This window comes from Streptomyces sp. NPDC057280, assembly GCF_042668605.1.
In the GTDB taxonomy this organism is placed as follows: Bacteria; Actinomycetota; Actinomycetes; order Streptomycetales; family Streptomycetaceae; genus Streptomyces.
In genome coordinates, this window is record NZ_JBHUYR010000001.1 from 1365874 (window position 1) to 1380471 (window position 14598).

A 14598-nucleotide genomic window follows, 5' to 3' on the forward strand; every position below is an offset into this window, starting at 1 on the left:
CCGCAGTCGTGCCGCGTTTGCGAACTATTCGGGTTGTACGGGTTTGGTGGTCGACTCGCTCGTTCCGCTTTGTGCGTCGCCCTCGGCGGTGAGCCGGTCCGAGACCATGCCCACGATGCGCCGGCCGCCGTAGCCGGTCGCGATCAGGCCGAGGCCGTCGAAGAGGAGCGCGAGGGAGAAGAAGCAGCCGATGACGTATTTGCTGCTGCTCGGCCAGGAGGCCAGCACGAGAATGCCGAGGAGCAGACCGAACGCGCCCTGCACCAGGGTCCAGCCGAACTGCGGTCCCCTCACCACCAGGCTGCCGACCAGCCGGAACACCCCTCCGGTCAGGAAGAGCAGCGCGGCGAACATGGTCAGCGCCTCGGCCGCCGCCTCGGGCCTGCGGATGACGACCACACCGGCCGCGATGTTCAGGGCGGCGACGACCACGCCGAGCCAGAAGAAGTTGGTCCCGCGGGCCTGGATCGCGTGCAGCAGTCCCACGGCGCCGCCGATGAGCAGCAGCCAGCCGAACAGGAGCATCGAGGTGAGTGTGGCCACGCCGGTGTAGATCAGCCCGACGAGTCCGGCGAGGACCAGGATCACGCCGAGTGCGGCGATCCAGCCGAACCCCCGCCGCAGTTTCGCGGTCTCGCTCGTGCCCTTGCCGTCGCTCGCCATCGGCACCTCCCTCGCCCGGGCCCCTCCCCGATCGTACGGTCGGGGGGTGCGGTTAGCATCCGGCCATGGAGCCCCAGCTGCAGCACGGCGTGACCGGCTCGGTCGCCACCGTCGTCATCCGCCACCCGGAGAAGCGCAACGCCATGACGGCCGCGATGTGGCGGTCGCTGCCGCCGCTGCTCGACACGCTCGCCACCGATCCGGACGTAGGGGCGCTGGTGCTGACCGGTGAAGGCGGGACGTTCTGCGCGGGGGCCGACATCTCCACGCTGCGGGGGTCGCCGGAGGAGGCGCAGGGGCTGGCGGTCGCGGCCGAGGAGGCGCTCGCGGCGTTCCCCAAGCCGACGTTGGCGGCGATCCGGGGGCACTGCGTGGGCGGCGGCGCCCAGCTCGCGGCGGCCTGTGATCTGCGGTTCGCGGAGGAGGGCGCGTTGTTCGGGGTGACACCGGCGAAGCTGGGGATCGTGTACCCGGCGTCCTCCACGCGCCGGTTGGTGGGTCTGGTGGGGCCGTCCGCCGCCAAGTACCTGTTGTTCTCGGGCGAGTTGATCGACGCGGAGCGGGCGCTGCGCACCGGACTCGTCGACGAGGTGCTGCCGGAGGGCGAACTGGACAAGCGGGTGGCCGAGTTCACCCGGGTCCTGGTGTCCCGCTCGCAGTTGACGCAGGCGGCGGCGAAGGAGTTCGCCAACGGGGTGACCGGTCGGGACGATCACTGGGTCGAGCAGGCGCGCGGCAGCGGCGACACCGCGGAGGGCGTCGCCGCGTTCCTGGAGCGCAGGCAGCCGTGCTTCACCTGGACGACGTCCGGGTGAGGGCTACGTCAGGATGAAGCGGCTCTTGGTGCGGAACTCCTCGACGAGGTGAACCGGGGCCTTCTCCGGCGAGCCGGCGTCGTAGGGCGGCTGCGGATCGTACTCCGTCAACAGCTGGACGGCCTGGGCGTGTTCGTCGCCGGCGATCCTGCCGAGCAGGGTGAGACCCATGTCGATGCCGGAGGAGACGCCGGCCGCGGTGACGTACTTGCCGTCGACGACGACCCGCTCCCCCGTGGGTTCGGCGCCGAACTCCTTCAGGAAGTCGAGGGCCAGCCAGTGCGAGGTCGCGCGACGCCCCTCCAGCAGTCCGGCGGCGGCCAGCAGCAGGGAGCCGGTGCACACCGACGTCGTCCAGGTGCTGCCGGCGTCGGCGGCGCGCAGCCAGTCGAGCAGCACCGGGTTCTCCATCTGCGGGGTCTGCCCGGGCCCGCCGGGGACGACGACGATGTCGGGGTCCGGCACCTCGGCCAGGGACTTGTCGGCCGTGATGGCGAGGTTCCCGGTGTCGGTGCGGACCGGTCCGGTGTGCTCGGCGACGAAGACGGTCTCCGCGTCGGGGAGCCGGCCGAGGGTCTCGTAGGGCCCGACGGCGTCGAGCGCGGTGAAGCGGTCGAAGAGGACGATGGCGATCTGCACGGTGTCTGTGATCCCTTCGGTGGGCGGGTGCGGGGGTGGAACGGGCGGCGGTCCCGGGCCGTGTTCGCGCTGCCTTCATCAGCGGGCGGGCGCGACGGACCGGTGACGGTCTCCGTGCCGCCTACAACGGGTGGCGCGGGACGGGGTCCGGGGTCGTCCGTGCGGCCCTCAGTGGGCAGGCGCGGGACGCGGGTCCTGGGGTCGTCTCCGTGCGGCCCTCAGTGGGCAGGCGCGGGACGGAAGCGGCGGCGGTATTCCGCCGGTGCGGCGCCGAGGGTTCTGACGAAGGCGCGGCGCATGGCCTCGGGGGTGCCGTAGCCGCTGGCGCGGGAGATCTCCTCGACGCCGTCGGTGGTGTCCTCCAGCAGGCGCCGGGCGTGTTCGAGGCGGACCCGGTCGACATAGCGGCCGGGGGTCGTGCCGGTCTCGGCTTGGAAGGCGCGGGCGAAGTGGCGCGGGGAGAGCCGGGCCCGGGCGGCGAGGGACTCCACGCTGAGGTCGCCGTCCGGATGCTCGGTGATCCACTGCTGCACCTCGCGCAGGGGCTCGCGCCGCGCGGTCTGGGTGGCCAACTGGGCGCTGAACTGGGCCTGGTTGCCGGGCCGGCGGAGGAAGACGACCAGATAGCGGGCGATCGTCAGCGCCACGTCCCGGTCCAGGTCCTCCTCGACCAGCGCGAGGGCGAGATCGATGCCCGAGGTGACGCCGGCGGAGGTGGCGACGTGGCCGTCCCGGATGTAGATCGGGTCGGGTTCGACGTCGACGGCCGGGTGGTCGCGGGCGAGCGTGTCGCTGTACGCCCAGTGGGTGGTGACGCGGTGACCGTCCAGGAGGCCCGCGGCGGCGAGCAGGATCGCGCCCGTGCACACCGAGACCAGGCGCTCGGCACGCGGCCCGTTCTCCCGCAGCCAGTCGGTCAGGCGCGGGTCGGGACGGCGGGTCCCCTGCCCACCGGGGACGAGCAGGGTGTGCGGGGTGGGCGCGTCGGGCAGGGCCAGATCCGGGACGAGGGTCAGGCCGCTGGAGGTGCGCACGGGGCCGCCGTCCAGGGAGGCGGTACGGATGCGGTAGGTGCCCGGCGTGTGGTTCTCGGCCCCGGCGAACACCTCCAGGGGGCCGGTGACGTCGAGGCTCTGCACATCGTCGAAGAGGACGACGAGGACGGTTCGCTGCGTCATGCCGTCGATTCTTGGCGGGGTCCGGGATGGCCGCAATGACGAGCACCCCACCTTTCCTGCCATGGTCCGTCAGCCCAGAGGTGACGTACCAAGCGGTTGGTAACCTGCCGGGCATGACTTCTGCCGCCCTTGCGCCGCGGTCCGGCCGCCGCTGTCACAACGTGCTCAACTCCCTGCACGCCACGTCCTACTTCGCGCCCGAGACGGACGCGGAACTGGCGGCGATCGGGATCACCCACCCCCGCGCCGTCAACTTCGCGGTGCGGGCCGCCGCGATGGGCCCGGTGGCGGCCGGGGTGGTGACGGCGGCCTTCTACAACTACAAGCACGACCTGGTCGCCACGCATGTCCCGGCGGTGTGGTCGATCGCCTCCCCTCAGGCCGTGCTCGCGGCACGCGCGCGTGCCGTGGACGCTTCCCTGAGGCGGCTGCTGGGCGCGGAGGCGGTGACGTCCCCGGAGATCGCGGAGGCCGCGGAGCTGGCACTGCGGGCGGCCGAGGCCTGTTCGCGCAGTGCCCGCCCGCTGTACGCGGCGCACGCGGACCTGCCGGTGCCCGAGGAACCGCACCTGGCGTACTTCCACGCCACGACCCTGCTGCGCGAGCACCGGGGCGACGGCCACCTCGCCGCACTGCTGGCGGCGGGCCTGGACGGCCTGGAAGCCCTGGTGACCCACACCGCGACCGGCCGGGGCATGACCCCGAAGTGGATCTTCACGACCCGCGGCTGGACCCAGGAGGAGTGGGACGCGGCGAGCGACCGGCTCCGGGACCGGGGGCTGCTGGACGAGGCGGGCGAGCTGACCGAGCGGGGTGTGGCGCTCCGTGAGGAGATCGAGGCCATGACGGACCGGCTGGACCGGGAGCCGTACGAACACCTGGGCGCGGAGGGCGTCGCCCGCCTGACGGAACTCGGCACCGGGTTCGCGCGGGCGGCCGTGGCGGCGGGGGCTTATCCGGCGGATCTGATCGGGAAGGGCTGAGGCTCGGTTCTGGTCGTGAAGGGCTGCGGCTCGCATCTGATCGTGACGGGCTGAGGCTCGGATCTGATCAAGAAAGGGCTGAGGCCGGGAATGGCGTGGCACGGGTGAGGTACCCGGGGGCTGTCCGGTCACCGTGGCCGGACGGGAAAGGAGACCCCCGTGTTCCGTGCCATCGCTGACGTACTGCGCCAGATCGGCGGCGCCATCGCCACCGTCGTGACGCTGCCCTTCCGCGCCCTGGCCCGGCTCTTCGGCGGAGCCTCGGGTTCCACCCGCAGTCGCCGGGCCTGATGGCCGCGCCCTGATCCCCGAGTGTCCGTGCCGCCTGCCACAATTGCCGCGCAACCTCAGTGAGAAGGCGGTACGGGATCGTGACGACAGGCACCCCCATCGGCGTTGGATCCATCGAAGGAAGGATCGCCGAGGAGCTCGGCGTACGGGAGCGGCAGGTCAGAGCCGCCGTGGAGCTGCTCGACGGCGGTTCGACGGTGCCCTTCATCGCTCGCTACCGCAAGGAAGCGACCGAGATGCTCGACGACGCGCAGCTGCGCACGATCGAGGAGCGGCTGCGCTATCTGCGGGAGCTGGAGGAGCGGCGGACGGCGATCCTCGAGTCGGTGCGCGAGCAGGGCAAGCTCACCGAGGAGCTGGAGGCGCAGATCCGCGGCGCCGAGACGAAGGCGCGCCTGGAGGACATCTACCTGCCCTTCAAGCCCAAGCGGCGCACCAAGGCGCAGATCGCGCGTGAGGCCGGGCTCGAACCGCTCGCGGAGGGCCTGCTCGGCGACCCGACGGTGGACCCGCTCGCCGCGGCTGCCGCGTTCGTCGACGCCGACAAGGGCGTCGCCGACCCGCAGGCCGCGCTGGACGGCGCCCGCGCGATCCTCACGGAGCGCTTCTCCGAGGACGCCGACCTGATCGGTGAACTCCGCGAGCGCATGTGGGTGCGCGGGCGCCTGGCCGCGAAGGTGAAGGACGGCAAGGAGGAGGCGGGCGCCAAGTTCGCCGACTACTTCGACTTCTCCGAGCCGTTCAAGGAGCTGCCCTCGCACCGGGTCCTGGCGATGCTGCGCGGCGAGAAGGAGGACGTCCTCGACCTCGTCCTGGAGCCCGAGGAGCCCACGGACGGTCCTTCGTCGTACGAGGGGATCATCGCCCACAAGTTCGGCATCGCCGACCGTGGCCGCCCCGCGGACAAGTGGCTGAAGGACACCGTCCGCTGGGCCTGGCGCACCCGCGTCCTCGTGCACCTCGGCATCGACCTGCGGCTGCGGCTGCGCACGGCCGCCGAGGACGAGGCGGTCGACGTGTTCGCGAAGAACCTCCGCGACCTGCTGCTCGCCGCCCCGGCCGGCACCCGCGCCACGCTGGGCCTCGACCCGGGCTTCCGTACGGGCGTGAAGGTCGCCGTGGTCGACGCCACCGGCAAGGTCGTCGCCACCGACGTCATCTACCCGCACGTCCCCGCCAACAAGTGGGACGAGGCGCTCGCCAAGCTGGCCGTGCTCGCCGCCCGGCACTCGGTCGAACTCATCGCGATCGGCAACGGCACCGCGTCCCGCGAGACCGACAAGCTCGCCGGTGAACTCATCACCAAGCACCCGGAGTTGAAGCTCACCAAGGTGATGGTGTCCGAGGCGGGCGCGTCCGTGTACTCGGCCTCCGCGTTCGCCTCGCAGGAACTGCCCGACATGGACGTGTCGCTGCGCGGCGCGGTCTCCATCGCGCGCCGCCTCCAGGACCCGCTGGCCGAACTGGTGAAGATCGACCCGAAGTCGATCGGCGTCGGCCAGTACCAGCACGACCTGTCCGAGGTGAAGCTGTCGCGCTCGCTGGACGCGGTGGTGGAGGACTGTGTGAACGGCGTCGGCGTGGACGTGAACACCGCGTCCGCCCCCCTGCTCGCGCGCGTCTCCGGCATCACCTCCGGACTCGCCGAGAACATCGTCTCCCACCGCGACGCCAACGGCCCGTTCAGGTCCCGTACGGAACTGAAGAAGGTGGCCCGGCTCGGCCCCAAGGCCTACGAGCAGTGCGCGGGCTTCCTCCGCATCCGCGGCGGCGACGACCCGCTGGACGCGTCCAGCGTCCACCCGGAGGCCTACCCGGTCGTGCGGCGCATGGTGAAGACGGCCGGCCAGGAGGTCGCGTCGCTCATCGGCAACACGGGGGTGCTGCGCTCGCTGCGGCCGCAGGAGTTCGTGGACGAGACGTTCGGTCTGCCGACCGTGACGGACATCCTCAAGGAGCTGGAGAAGCCGGGGCGTGACCCTCGGCCGGCGTTCAAGACGGCCACCTTCAAGGAGGGCGTCGAGAAGATCTCCGACCTGGCTCCCGGGATGATCCTGGAGGGCGTCGTGACGAACGTGGCGGCCTTCGGGGCGTTCATCGACGTCGGTGTCCATCAGGACGGGCTGGCGCATGTGTCCGCGCTGTCCAGGACGTTCGTTAAGGACCCGCGCGATGTGGTCAAGCCGGGTGACATCGTCAAGGTGAAGGTCCTCGACGTCGACATTCCGCGGAAGCGGATCTCGCTGACGCTGCGGCTCGATGACGAGAAGGCTCCGCAGGGGCAGCAGGGTCAGGGTGGCGGGGGTGAGCGTCGGCAGCGTGGCGGGCGGCCGCCTCAGCAGCGCCAGCAGCAGCGGCAGGCTGCGCCTCCGGCCAACAGTGCGATGGCTGATGCTCTGCGCAAGGCCGGTCTGCTGGATTCGAAGAAAAAGGGGCGGTAGCGGTTGTGGGGGAACTGCGGGCCGGTTGTGGCTGGTCGCGCAGTTCCCCGCGCCCCTCAGGGGGTTTCGGTCACCTTGCCTGCACTGACCTCCAAGCGGCGCGTCACCCTCACCGCGTCCAGCATTCTGCGGTCGTGGGTGACCAGTAGGAGCGTGCCCTCGTAGGCGTCCAAGGCCTGTTCCAGTTGTTCGATCGCCGGCAGGTCCAGGTGGTTCGTGGGCTCGTCCAGGACCAGGAGGTTCACTCCCCGACCCTGGAGCAACGCCAGCGCCGCCCTCGTGCGCTCGCCCGGGGACAGGGTCGCCGCCGAGCGCAGGACGTGGTCCGCCTTCAGGCCGAACTTGGCCAGCAGGGTGCGGACTTCGGCCGGTTCCGTGTCGGGGACGGCCGCGCCGAAGGCGTCCAGCAGCGACTCCTCGCCATGGAACAGCTTGCGGGCCTGGTCGACCTCGCCGATCAGGACGCCGGAGCCGAGGGACGCCTGTCCGGAGGCCAGCGGCAACCGGCCCAGGAGGGCGGCCAGCAGGGTCGACTTGCCGGCGCCGTTCGCGCCCGTCACCGCCACCCGGTCCGCCCAGTCGATCTGGAGGGAGACCGGGCCCAGCGTGAAGTCGCCGCGGCGCACCTCCGCGTCGCGCAGGGTCGCCACGACCGACCCGGAGCGCGGGGCCGACGCGATCTCCATGCGCAGTTCCCACTCCTTGCGGGGCTCCTCGACCACGTCGAGGCGCTCGATCATGCGCTGGGTCTGACGGGCCTTCGCGGCCTGCTTCTCGCTGGCCTCGCTGCGGAACTTGCGGCCGATCTTGTCGTTGTCGTTGTTCGCCTTGCGACGCGCGTTCTTGACGCCCTTGTCCATCCAGGAGCGCTGCATCTGGGCCCGGTCCTGGAGGGCCGCCTTCTTGTCGGCGTACTCCTCGTAGTCGTCGCGGGCGTGCCGGCGGGCCACCTCGCGCTCCTCCAGGTAGGCCTCGTAGCCACCGCCGTAGAGGTTGATCTGTCCCTGGGCGAGGTCGAGTTCGAGGACCTTGGTGACCGTGCGGGTGAGGAACTCGCGGTCGTGGCTGACGACGACGGTGCCGGCGCGCAGGCCCTTGACGAAGCGTTCCAGGCGCTCCAGGCCGTCGAGGTCGAGGTCGTTGGTGGGCTCGTCGAGAAGGAAGACGTCGTAGCGGGACAGGAGCAGGGAGGCGAGGCCGGCGCGGGCCGCCTGGCCGCCGGACAGGGAGGTCATCGGCTGGTCGAGGTCGACGGCAAGGCCGAGGGAGTCGGCGATCTCCTCGGCGCGTTCGTCGAGGTCCGCGCCGCCGAGGTCGAGCCAGCGCTCCAGGCTGGTGGCGTAGGCGTCGTCCGCGCCCGGGGCGCCGTCGACGAGCGCCTGGGTCGCCTCGTCCATGAGCCGCTGGGCCTCGGCGACGCCGGTGCGGCGGGCCAGGAAGGCGCGGACCGTCTCGCCGGGGCGGCGCTCCGGTTCCTGCGGGAGGTGGCCGACGGTCGCGGTCGGCGGGGAGAGCCGGAGCTCGCCCTCCTCCGGTGCGGTCAGCCCGGCGAGCAGCCTGAGCAGGGTGGACTTGCCCGCGCCGTTGGCGCCGACCAGCCCGATGACGTCACCGGGCGCGACAACGAGGTCGAGCCCGGTGAACAGGGAGCGGTCGCCGTGGCCGGCGGCGAGGTTCTTGGCGACGAGGGTGGCAGTCATCAGGGGACCGATTTTAGCGAGGGCGGCCGACCGGTCCGCTCCGGCTTCGCGCCGGCTCCCGGTCAGTGCGCCATCGCCTCCACCAGCACGCTCCCCGACGTCCGTGCCACCACGAACGCCTCCCCCTTCACGGCCCTGGCGTCCAGGGCGATCCGGTGCCGGCCCGCCTCCAGGACGCCGTCGAAGACCTCCTGGGCGTGCGTGCGGAAGAGCCGGTCGAGGCGGTACGCGGTGAGGCGTACCCGGCAGGGCGAGGTGACCTCGACGCCCGCCTCGCCGTCGGCGGCGACCAGGCGGGTCAGCCGGCGCTGTTCCTCGGGGCGGCGGTCGAGGGCGTGTTCGATCTGGGCGACGAGGAGGGGGACGATCGGGGCGAGTCCGTTGACGTACGTCACGTCCACGCCCGCGCGTTCGAAGGCGCGGCGCACGGAGGCACGTTCCTCCTCTCCGATCGCCCGGCCGAAGGCGACGGCTCCGTAGCCGCGCAGTTCGTCGGCGGGGACGCCGTCGGCGTCGTGGGCGATGTCGGCGCCGATGCCGATGGTGCGCAGGGCGGCGGCGAGTTTGGCGAGGAGGGCGACGCGGGCGCCGATCAGCAGGACGCGGCGGCGTGGGCTCGCGGTCCCGGAGGTGAGCAGGGAATCGAGGGCCGCGCGGTAGTCGGTGCCGCGGAACCGGAAGGGGCCGATGCCGTGGTAGCCGTTGAGCTCCAGGTCGGCCCGTTCGTCGGTCTGCCAGGCGAAGTCCCGCCAGATGTAGTCGGCGCCCTCCTTCTCGATGACGGCGGTGACGGCACCGCAGGCCAGGTCCTCGCACTCGGGGCAGCCGTAGATGACATAGCGCCCGTCCGGAAGCGGGGCGTCCGTCTCCAGCAGGAGGCTGCGGACCTGGGCGGTGAAGATCGAGGGCGGTACGTCCGAGGCGAGGGGGGAGACGGCGTCGAGGTCGGAGAGCTGGAAGAGCAACGGTCGTCCGTCGACGATGAAGTCCACGAAGTCGCGGTGGACTTGGTAGTCACCGTTGACGAGGACTCCACCGGCACGCATCGCCGGTGCCAGGCCGAAGGTCGCGTACTCGGCAGACATGCTGTGAGTATTCCCGCAGGAAGCGCCCTCTGAGCACGGCATGGCACATTCCGCTACGGTCCGGTCGTGGACAGTGAGCTGAGCAGCGAAGTCATAGTCGTCGGCGGGGGCGTGATCGGGCTGACGACGGCCCTGGTGCTGGCCGAGGGCGGGCGCCGGGTGCGGGTGTGGACGCGGGACCCCGTCGAGCGGACCACCTCGGCGGTTGCCGGGGCGCTGTGGTGGCCGTACCGGATCAGGCCGGTCGCGGCGGCGTGGGCGCTGCGCTCGCTGGACGTGTACGAGGAGCTGGCGGCCGACCCGGACCGTACCGGCGTACGCATGGTCGAGGGGGTACTGGGCGAGGAGAAGCTGGACGACGGGTTCGACTGGCTGACCGCCCGGCTGCCCGGGTTGCGCCCGGTCACCGCCGAGGAGTACGCGGGGACCGGGCTGTGGGCGCGGTTGCCGCTGGTCGACATGGCGGTCCATCTGCCGTGGCTGCGGCGGCGGTTCGTGGCGGCGGGCGGCGTGGTCGAGACGCGTACGGTGTCCGGTCTGGCGGAGGTCGAGGCGCCCGTGGTGGTCAACTGCACGGGGCTCGGGGCGCGTGAGCTGGTGGCGGACCCGTCCGTGGTGCCGGTGCGGGGGCAGTCGGTCGTGGTGGAGAACCCGGGCATCCGTACGTGGGTGGTGTCGACGGGCGCCGACGGGGAGATGGCGTACTTCTTCCCGCAGCCGGGGCGGCTGCTGCTCGGCGGTACGGCGGTCGAGGACGCGTGGTCGACGGAGCCGGATCCGGCCGTGGCGGAGGCGATCGTACGGCGGTGTGCGGCGCTGCGGCCGGAGATCGCGGGGGCGCGGGTGCTGGGGCATCGGGTGGGGCTGCGGCCGGCGCGGGACGCGGTCCGGCTGGAGCGTGAACTCCTGCCCAGCGGGCGGGTGTTGGTGCACAACTACGGGCACGGCGGGGCGGGTGTGACGGTGGCGTGGGGGTGTGCGGAGGAGGCAGCGGGGCTGGCCTCCCCCTGAACTGCATTGCTCAGCCGTGATCGTGGCCCAGCGGGTCGCCCTCCGTCTCCGTGCCCGGTCCCGGGCCGACCTTGATCTCGAAGTCGCCGTCGTACTTCTTGTGGCCCTCGATCACGGCGAGTTCGACGGCCTCGGAGCCCATCTCGCCGCGCACGATGACCGGGTCGCGGCGCAGGTCGCGCATGAGGGCGACGCACATGCCGATCATCACGAGCACGAAGGGCGCGGCGGCGAGGATCGTGAGGTTCTGCAGGCCGGTGAGGGCGTCGCCCTGGCCGCTGCCGACGAGCAGCATGATCGCGGCGACCGCGCCGGTGACGATGCCCCAGAACACCACGACGAACCGGCCGGGTTCGAGGGCGCCCTTCTGGGAGAGCGTGCCCATCACGATGGAGGCGGCGTCGGCTCCGGAGACGAAGAAGATGCCGACGAGGATCATGACGAGCAGGCTGGTGGCGGTGGCGATGGGGAACTCCTGGAGGACGCCGAAGAGTTGGCCCTCGGGGGTGTCCTCGCCGGCGAGCGCGCCGCCCTCCTTCAGCTTCATCGCCGTACCGCCGAAGACGGCGAACCAGATCAGGCTGACCGTGCTGGGGACGAGGATGACGCCGCCGACGAACTGGCGGATGGTGCGGCCGCGGCTGATGCGGGCGATGAACATGCCGACGAACGGCGTCCAGGAGATCCACCAGGCCCAGTAGAAGACGGTCCAGCTGCCGAGCCAGTCGGCGACGCCCTTGCCGCCGCTCGCCTCGGTGCGGCCGGCGAGCTGGGGCAGGTCGCCGAGGTAGGAGAAGATCGAGGTGGGCAGCAGGTCGAGGACGATGATCGTGGGCCCGGCGACGAACACGAACACAGCCAGGATCAGGGCGAGCACCATGTTGGTGTTGGACAGCCACTGGATGCCCTTCTCGACACCCGAGACGGCCGAGGCGACGAAGGCCAGGGTGAGGACGGCGATGATGGCGACGAGCAGTCCGGTGCTGACGTCGTCCATCCAGTCCAACTCCTGGAATCCGGAGCCGATCTGGAGCGCGCCGAGCCCGAGGGAGGCCGCGGAGCCGAAGATGGTGGCGATGATCGCGAGGATGTCGATGACCCGGCCGGCGCCGCCTTCGGCGTGCCGCTCCCCGATGAGCGGGGTGAACACGGCGCTGATGGTCTGACGGCGGCGCTTGCGGTAGGTGCTGTAGGCGATGCCGAGGCCGACGACCGCGTAGATCGCCCAGGGGTGCAGCGTCCAGTGGAAGAGGGTGGTCGCCATCGCCGTCTCCATGCGGTCACCGGAGTCGGCGGGGTCCGTGCCCGGCGGCGGGGTCGTGTAGTGGGCGAGGGGTTCGCTCACGCCGTAGAACATCAGACCGATGCCCATGCCCGCGCTGAACATCATCGCGACCCACGACACGGTCCGGAACTCCGGCTCCTCGCCCTCGGCGCCGAGGTGGATGCGGCCGTAGCGGCTGGCCGCGAGCCACAGCGCGAAGACCACGAAGCAGGAGGCGGCCAGCATGAAGGCCCAACCGCCGTTCTTGATCAGGCCGTTGAGCATCTTCGTGGAGACGCTCTCCAGCGAGTCCGTCGCCGTGGAACCCCAGATCACGAAGGCCACGGTGATGACGGCGGTGACACCGAACACCACGCGGTCGGTGGTGTGGTCGCGGGGAAGACCTGCCACGCCTTCCCCGCCACCCCTTTTCTTCATGTCTTCCGTCATTTGCGGCACCTTCTCCCGAAACCCATGGATACGGCCTACCACAGGTACCGCGAATGACTCGGTTTTCAACCGTCGATGTCGGATTACTCCTGTTACTCCGGGATGCGCTGGAGTGATCGCGGCGCCTGGACGCCGTCGAGTTCCGTGGCCTCCGGTACGACGCCGGCGGCGCCGTGCGTGGCGTGCGCGAAGGCCGGGGCGCCGCCGACCAGCGGGACGCTCGCCCTCGTGCGGGACAGGTCCAGCGTGAGGGTGGGTGTGGTGGACGGCGGGTCGATCAGATCCTTGTCCGTGCCCGCGACGATCAGGGCGAGCCGGTGGCCGGCCGGGACGACGTGGTCGGTGGCGGCCAGGTCGAGGGTGATCGTGTACGCCTTGCCCGGGGTGAGCGGAACGCCCTTGCCGGGGTGGGCATAGGTGCCCAGGTCGGCCCAGCCGCGGCTGACGACCTCGTAGTCGACGTCGGCGGTCTTGGCCTGGGTCACCTTGAAGCAGGCGCTGTCACCTGCGGTGCTGACGCCCCAGCAGGTACGGTCGGCCAGGGTGCTGATGCCCTCGCCGCTCGCCGCGTAGTCCCGGATGGTGTTCGGGCCGAGGTCCACGAGGACGGCCGAGAGGTGGGCCGTCGAGGTGGTGGGCGTGGCGGTGACGGTGACCTTGGAGGAGCCGGAGATGCGCAGGTCCTTGGTGAGGGCGCCGGTGGTGAAGCCCGCCTTGTCGGGGGTGGAGCTGTCGATCTGCGCGGCCCAGTCGGTCTCGCTCAGCGCCGGGTTGTCGGTGAAGGTCTCGGTGCCGGTGGCCTTGGTGAGGCCGAGGGTGCCGACGCCGGGCAGGGTGCCCTGGGCGGGGCGCAGGGTGGTGGCGCTGGTGCCGCGCGGGGGCCAGACCTTCGACGTCACCCACTGGTCGGGGTGGCGTTCGATGTCGGCCATCGGCTCGCGGTCGATGCCGTTGTCGTAGCCGAGGAGTTCGTGGTCGAACCAGCGGTGCAGGGTGTCGACCCAGGTGGCGCGGCGGAAGTCGAAGGGGTCGACGTGGCCGGTCTGGGAGAGCCAGATCTTGCGCTCGACCCTGTTCTTCGCGAGGGCGTCCCACCACTGGCCGAGATGCTTCATGCGGACGTTGAGGTCCTGCTGGCCGTGGATGGCGAAGACGCTGGCCTTCACCTTGGCCGCGTCCTTCACGTAGTCGCGCTCGGTCCAGAAGCCGGTCCAGTCGCCGGTGCGCGGGGCGCCGTCGACGATCTTCTGCTGGACGGCGGCGCACTTGGCGCGGGCGTCGGGGCTGTCGACGTAGTCGGAGAGCCAGTCGGGGCCGGAGTCGTAGAGCGGGGCGCCCTGCTGGAAGTAGTAGTCGTACCAGGAGGAGATGGCGCTGATCGGGACGATGGTCTTCAGGCCCTTGACGCCGGTCGCGGCGACACCGTTGGCGATCGTGCCGTCCCAGCTCTTGCCGATCATGCCGGTTCTGCCGTTGGTCCAGGCGGCCTTGGCTCTTGTGGTGCCCGTACGGCTGGTGTACGCCGTGGCGCGGCCGTTGAGCCAGTCGACGACCGCCTTGGCGGAGAGGATGTCCGAGCGGCCGCCGACGTCCACGCAGCCGTCGGACCGGTTGGTGCCGGCGAGGTCGACGCCGACGAAGGCGTAGCCGCGCGGCACGAAGTAGTTGTCGTAGAACAGCGGCATCTGGACGACGTTGCCCTGGGCGTCGTACGTCTTCTTCTGGCTCTCGTTGCCGCGCCCGCAGCAGGAGTAGTACGGGCTGGCGTCCATGATGACCGGAACCTTGCGGCCCTGTCGGGCGAGTTCGCGGGGGCGGACGATGTCGACGGCCACGCGGTCCTTCTTGCCGTCACCGTCCCCGTCGAGGCCGGTGTCCACCCAGACGGCCTCGCGGACGGCGTTCTGGTAGGAGTAGACGGGTTGGCTCTCCCGGGGCTTGGCCTGTGCGGCGGCTGGGGTGAGGAACGTGGCCAGCAGGGCGGCGGTGGCCGCCGTCGCGAGCGGTCTCCAGATCGTGAAGCGCGTGCGTATCGGCATGGCGCGGACGGTACATCGGTCAACTCCTGTGCAAAAGAG

The 14598-nt window shown here is 71.2% G+C and carries 12 protein-coding genes; 5 read left to right on the plus strand and 7 right to left on the minus strand.

From position 1 onward, the window contains the following. Positions 1-24: 24 nt before the first annotated feature. A complete protein-coding gene (locus ACFUO4_RS06315) occupies positions 25-663 on the minus strand; it encodes an HdeD family acid-resistance protein (protein WP_383480397.1) in 639 nt (212 codons plus the stop codon). Between the two features lie 65 nt (positions 664-728). On the opposite strand from ACFUO4_RS06315, the gene ACFUO4_RS06320 reads away from it, so the two are divergent. Continuing rightward, entirely contained in the window at positions 729-1478 is a 750-nt protein-coding gene (locus ACFUO4_RS06320; protein WP_383480399.1) for an enoyl-CoA hydratase/isomerase family protein, read from the plus strand. A gap of 3 nt (positions 1479-1481) precedes the next feature. Here ACFUO4_RS06320 and ACFUO4_RS06325 read toward each other — a convergent pair whose 3' ends face one another. Both ACFUO4_RS06325 and ACFUO4_RS06330 read right to left on the minus strand, forming a co-directional pair. Continuing rightward, the gene (locus tag ACFUO4_RS06325; protein WP_383480401.1) at positions 1482-2117 is read right to left on the minus strand and encodes a DJ-1/PfpI family protein; all 636 of its coding nucleotides are present in this window, start codon (positions 2115-2117) and stop codon (positions 1482-1484) included. Positions 2118-2335: 218 nt separating this feature from the next. Next, positions 2336-3295 (minus strand): GlxA family transcriptional regulator, encoded by a 960-nt coding sequence (locus tag ACFUO4_RS06330; protein ID WP_383480403.1) that lies wholly within the window; start codon positions 3293-3295, stop codon positions 2336-2338. A gap of 113 nt (positions 3296-3408) precedes the next feature. On the opposite strand from ACFUO4_RS06330, the gene ACFUO4_RS06335 reads away from it, so the two are divergent. The 3 genes from ACFUO4_RS06335 (at position 3409) to ACFUO4_RS06345 (ending at position 7010) form a co-directional block, all read left to right on the plus strand. Continuing rightward, complete coding sequence (locus ACFUO4_RS06335) at positions 3409-4278, plus strand: hypothetical protein (protein WP_383480405.1); 870 nt, start codon at positions 3409-3411, stop codon at positions 4276-4278. Positions 4279-4437: 159 nt separating this feature from the next. Further along, a complete protein-coding gene (locus ACFUO4_RS06340) occupies positions 4438-4569 on the plus strand; it encodes an LPFR motif small protein (protein ID WP_252100555.1) in 132 nt (43 codons plus the stop codon). Positions 4570-4649: 80 nt separating this feature from the next. Continuing rightward, positions 4650-7010 carry a Tex family protein gene (locus tag ACFUO4_RS06345; RefSeq protein WP_383480407.1) on the plus strand — a complete coding sequence of 787 codons (2361 nt, stop codon included), beginning with the start codon at positions 4650-4652 and terminating at the stop codon, positions 7008-7010. A gap of 56 nt (positions 7011-7066) precedes the next feature. Here the strand turns inward: ACFUO4_RS06345 and abc-f are convergent, their stop codons facing one another. Next, complete coding sequence (gene abc-f, locus ACFUO4_RS06350; RefSeq protein ID WP_383480409.1) at positions 7067-8710, minus strand: ribosomal protection-like ABC-F family protein; 1644 nt, start codon at positions 8708-8710, stop codon at positions 7067-7069. A gap of 62 nt (positions 8711-8772) precedes the next feature. Next, the gene (locus ACFUO4_RS06355) at positions 8773-9795 is read right to left on the minus strand and encodes an oxidoreductase (protein WP_079308376.1); all 1023 of its coding nucleotides are present in this window, start codon (positions 9793-9795) and stop codon (positions 8773-8775) included. A gap of 66 nt (positions 9796-9861) precedes the next feature. Between ACFUO4_RS06355 and ACFUO4_RS06360 the strand changes: the two genes are divergently transcribed. After that, a complete protein-coding gene (locus ACFUO4_RS06360; RefSeq protein WP_383480412.1) occupies positions 9862-10806 on the plus strand; it encodes an FAD-dependent oxidoreductase in 945 nt (314 codons plus the stop codon). Between the two features lie 10 nt (positions 10807-10816). Here the strand turns inward: ACFUO4_RS06360 and ACFUO4_RS06365 are convergent, their stop codons facing one another. Both ACFUO4_RS06365 and ACFUO4_RS06370 read right to left on the minus strand, forming a co-directional pair. Next, entirely contained in the window at positions 10817-12520 is a 1704-nt protein-coding gene (locus ACFUO4_RS06365; RefSeq protein ID WP_383480414.1) for a BCCT family transporter, read from the minus strand. 92 nt (positions 12521-12612) lie between these two features. Next, entirely contained in the window at positions 12613-14559 is a 1947-nt protein-coding gene (locus ACFUO4_RS06370) for a Xaa-Pro dipeptidyl-peptidase (protein WP_383480416.1), read from the minus strand. Positions 14560-14598 lie beyond the last annotated feature (39 nt).

Coding starts and splice junctions, on each gene's coding strand:
- ACFUO4_RS06315 (WP_383480397.1), bottom strand. CDS start 663: ATGGCGAGCGACGGCAAGGGCACGAGCGAGACCGCGAAACTGCGGCGG.
- ACFUO4_RS06365 (WP_383480414.1), bottom strand. CDS start 12,520: ATGACGGAAGACATGAAGAAAAGGGGTGGCGGGGAAGGCGTGGCAGGT.
- ACFUO4_RS06330 (WP_383480403.1), bottom strand. CDS start 3,295: ATGACGCAGCGAACCGTCCTCGTCGTCCTCTTCGACGATGTGCAGAGC.
- ACFUO4_RS06355 (WP_079308376.1), bottom strand. CDS start 9,795: ATGTCTGCCGAGTACGCGACCTTCGGCCTGGCACCGGCGATGCGTGCC.
- ACFUO4_RS06320 (WP_383480399.1), top strand. CDS start 729: ATGGAGCCCCAGCTGCAGCACGGCGTGACCGGCTCGGTCGCCACCGTC.
- abc-f (WP_383480409.1), bottom strand. CDS start 8,710: ATGACTGCCACCCTCGTCGCCAAGAACCTCGCCGCCGGCCACGGCGAC.
- ACFUO4_RS06335 (WP_383480405.1), top strand. CDS start 3,409: ATGACTTCTGCCGCCCTTGCGCCGCGGTCCGGCCGCCGCTGTCACAAC.
- ACFUO4_RS06370 (WP_383480416.1), bottom strand. CDS start 14,559: ATGCCGATACGCACGCGCTTCACGATCTGGAGACCGCTCGCGACGGCG.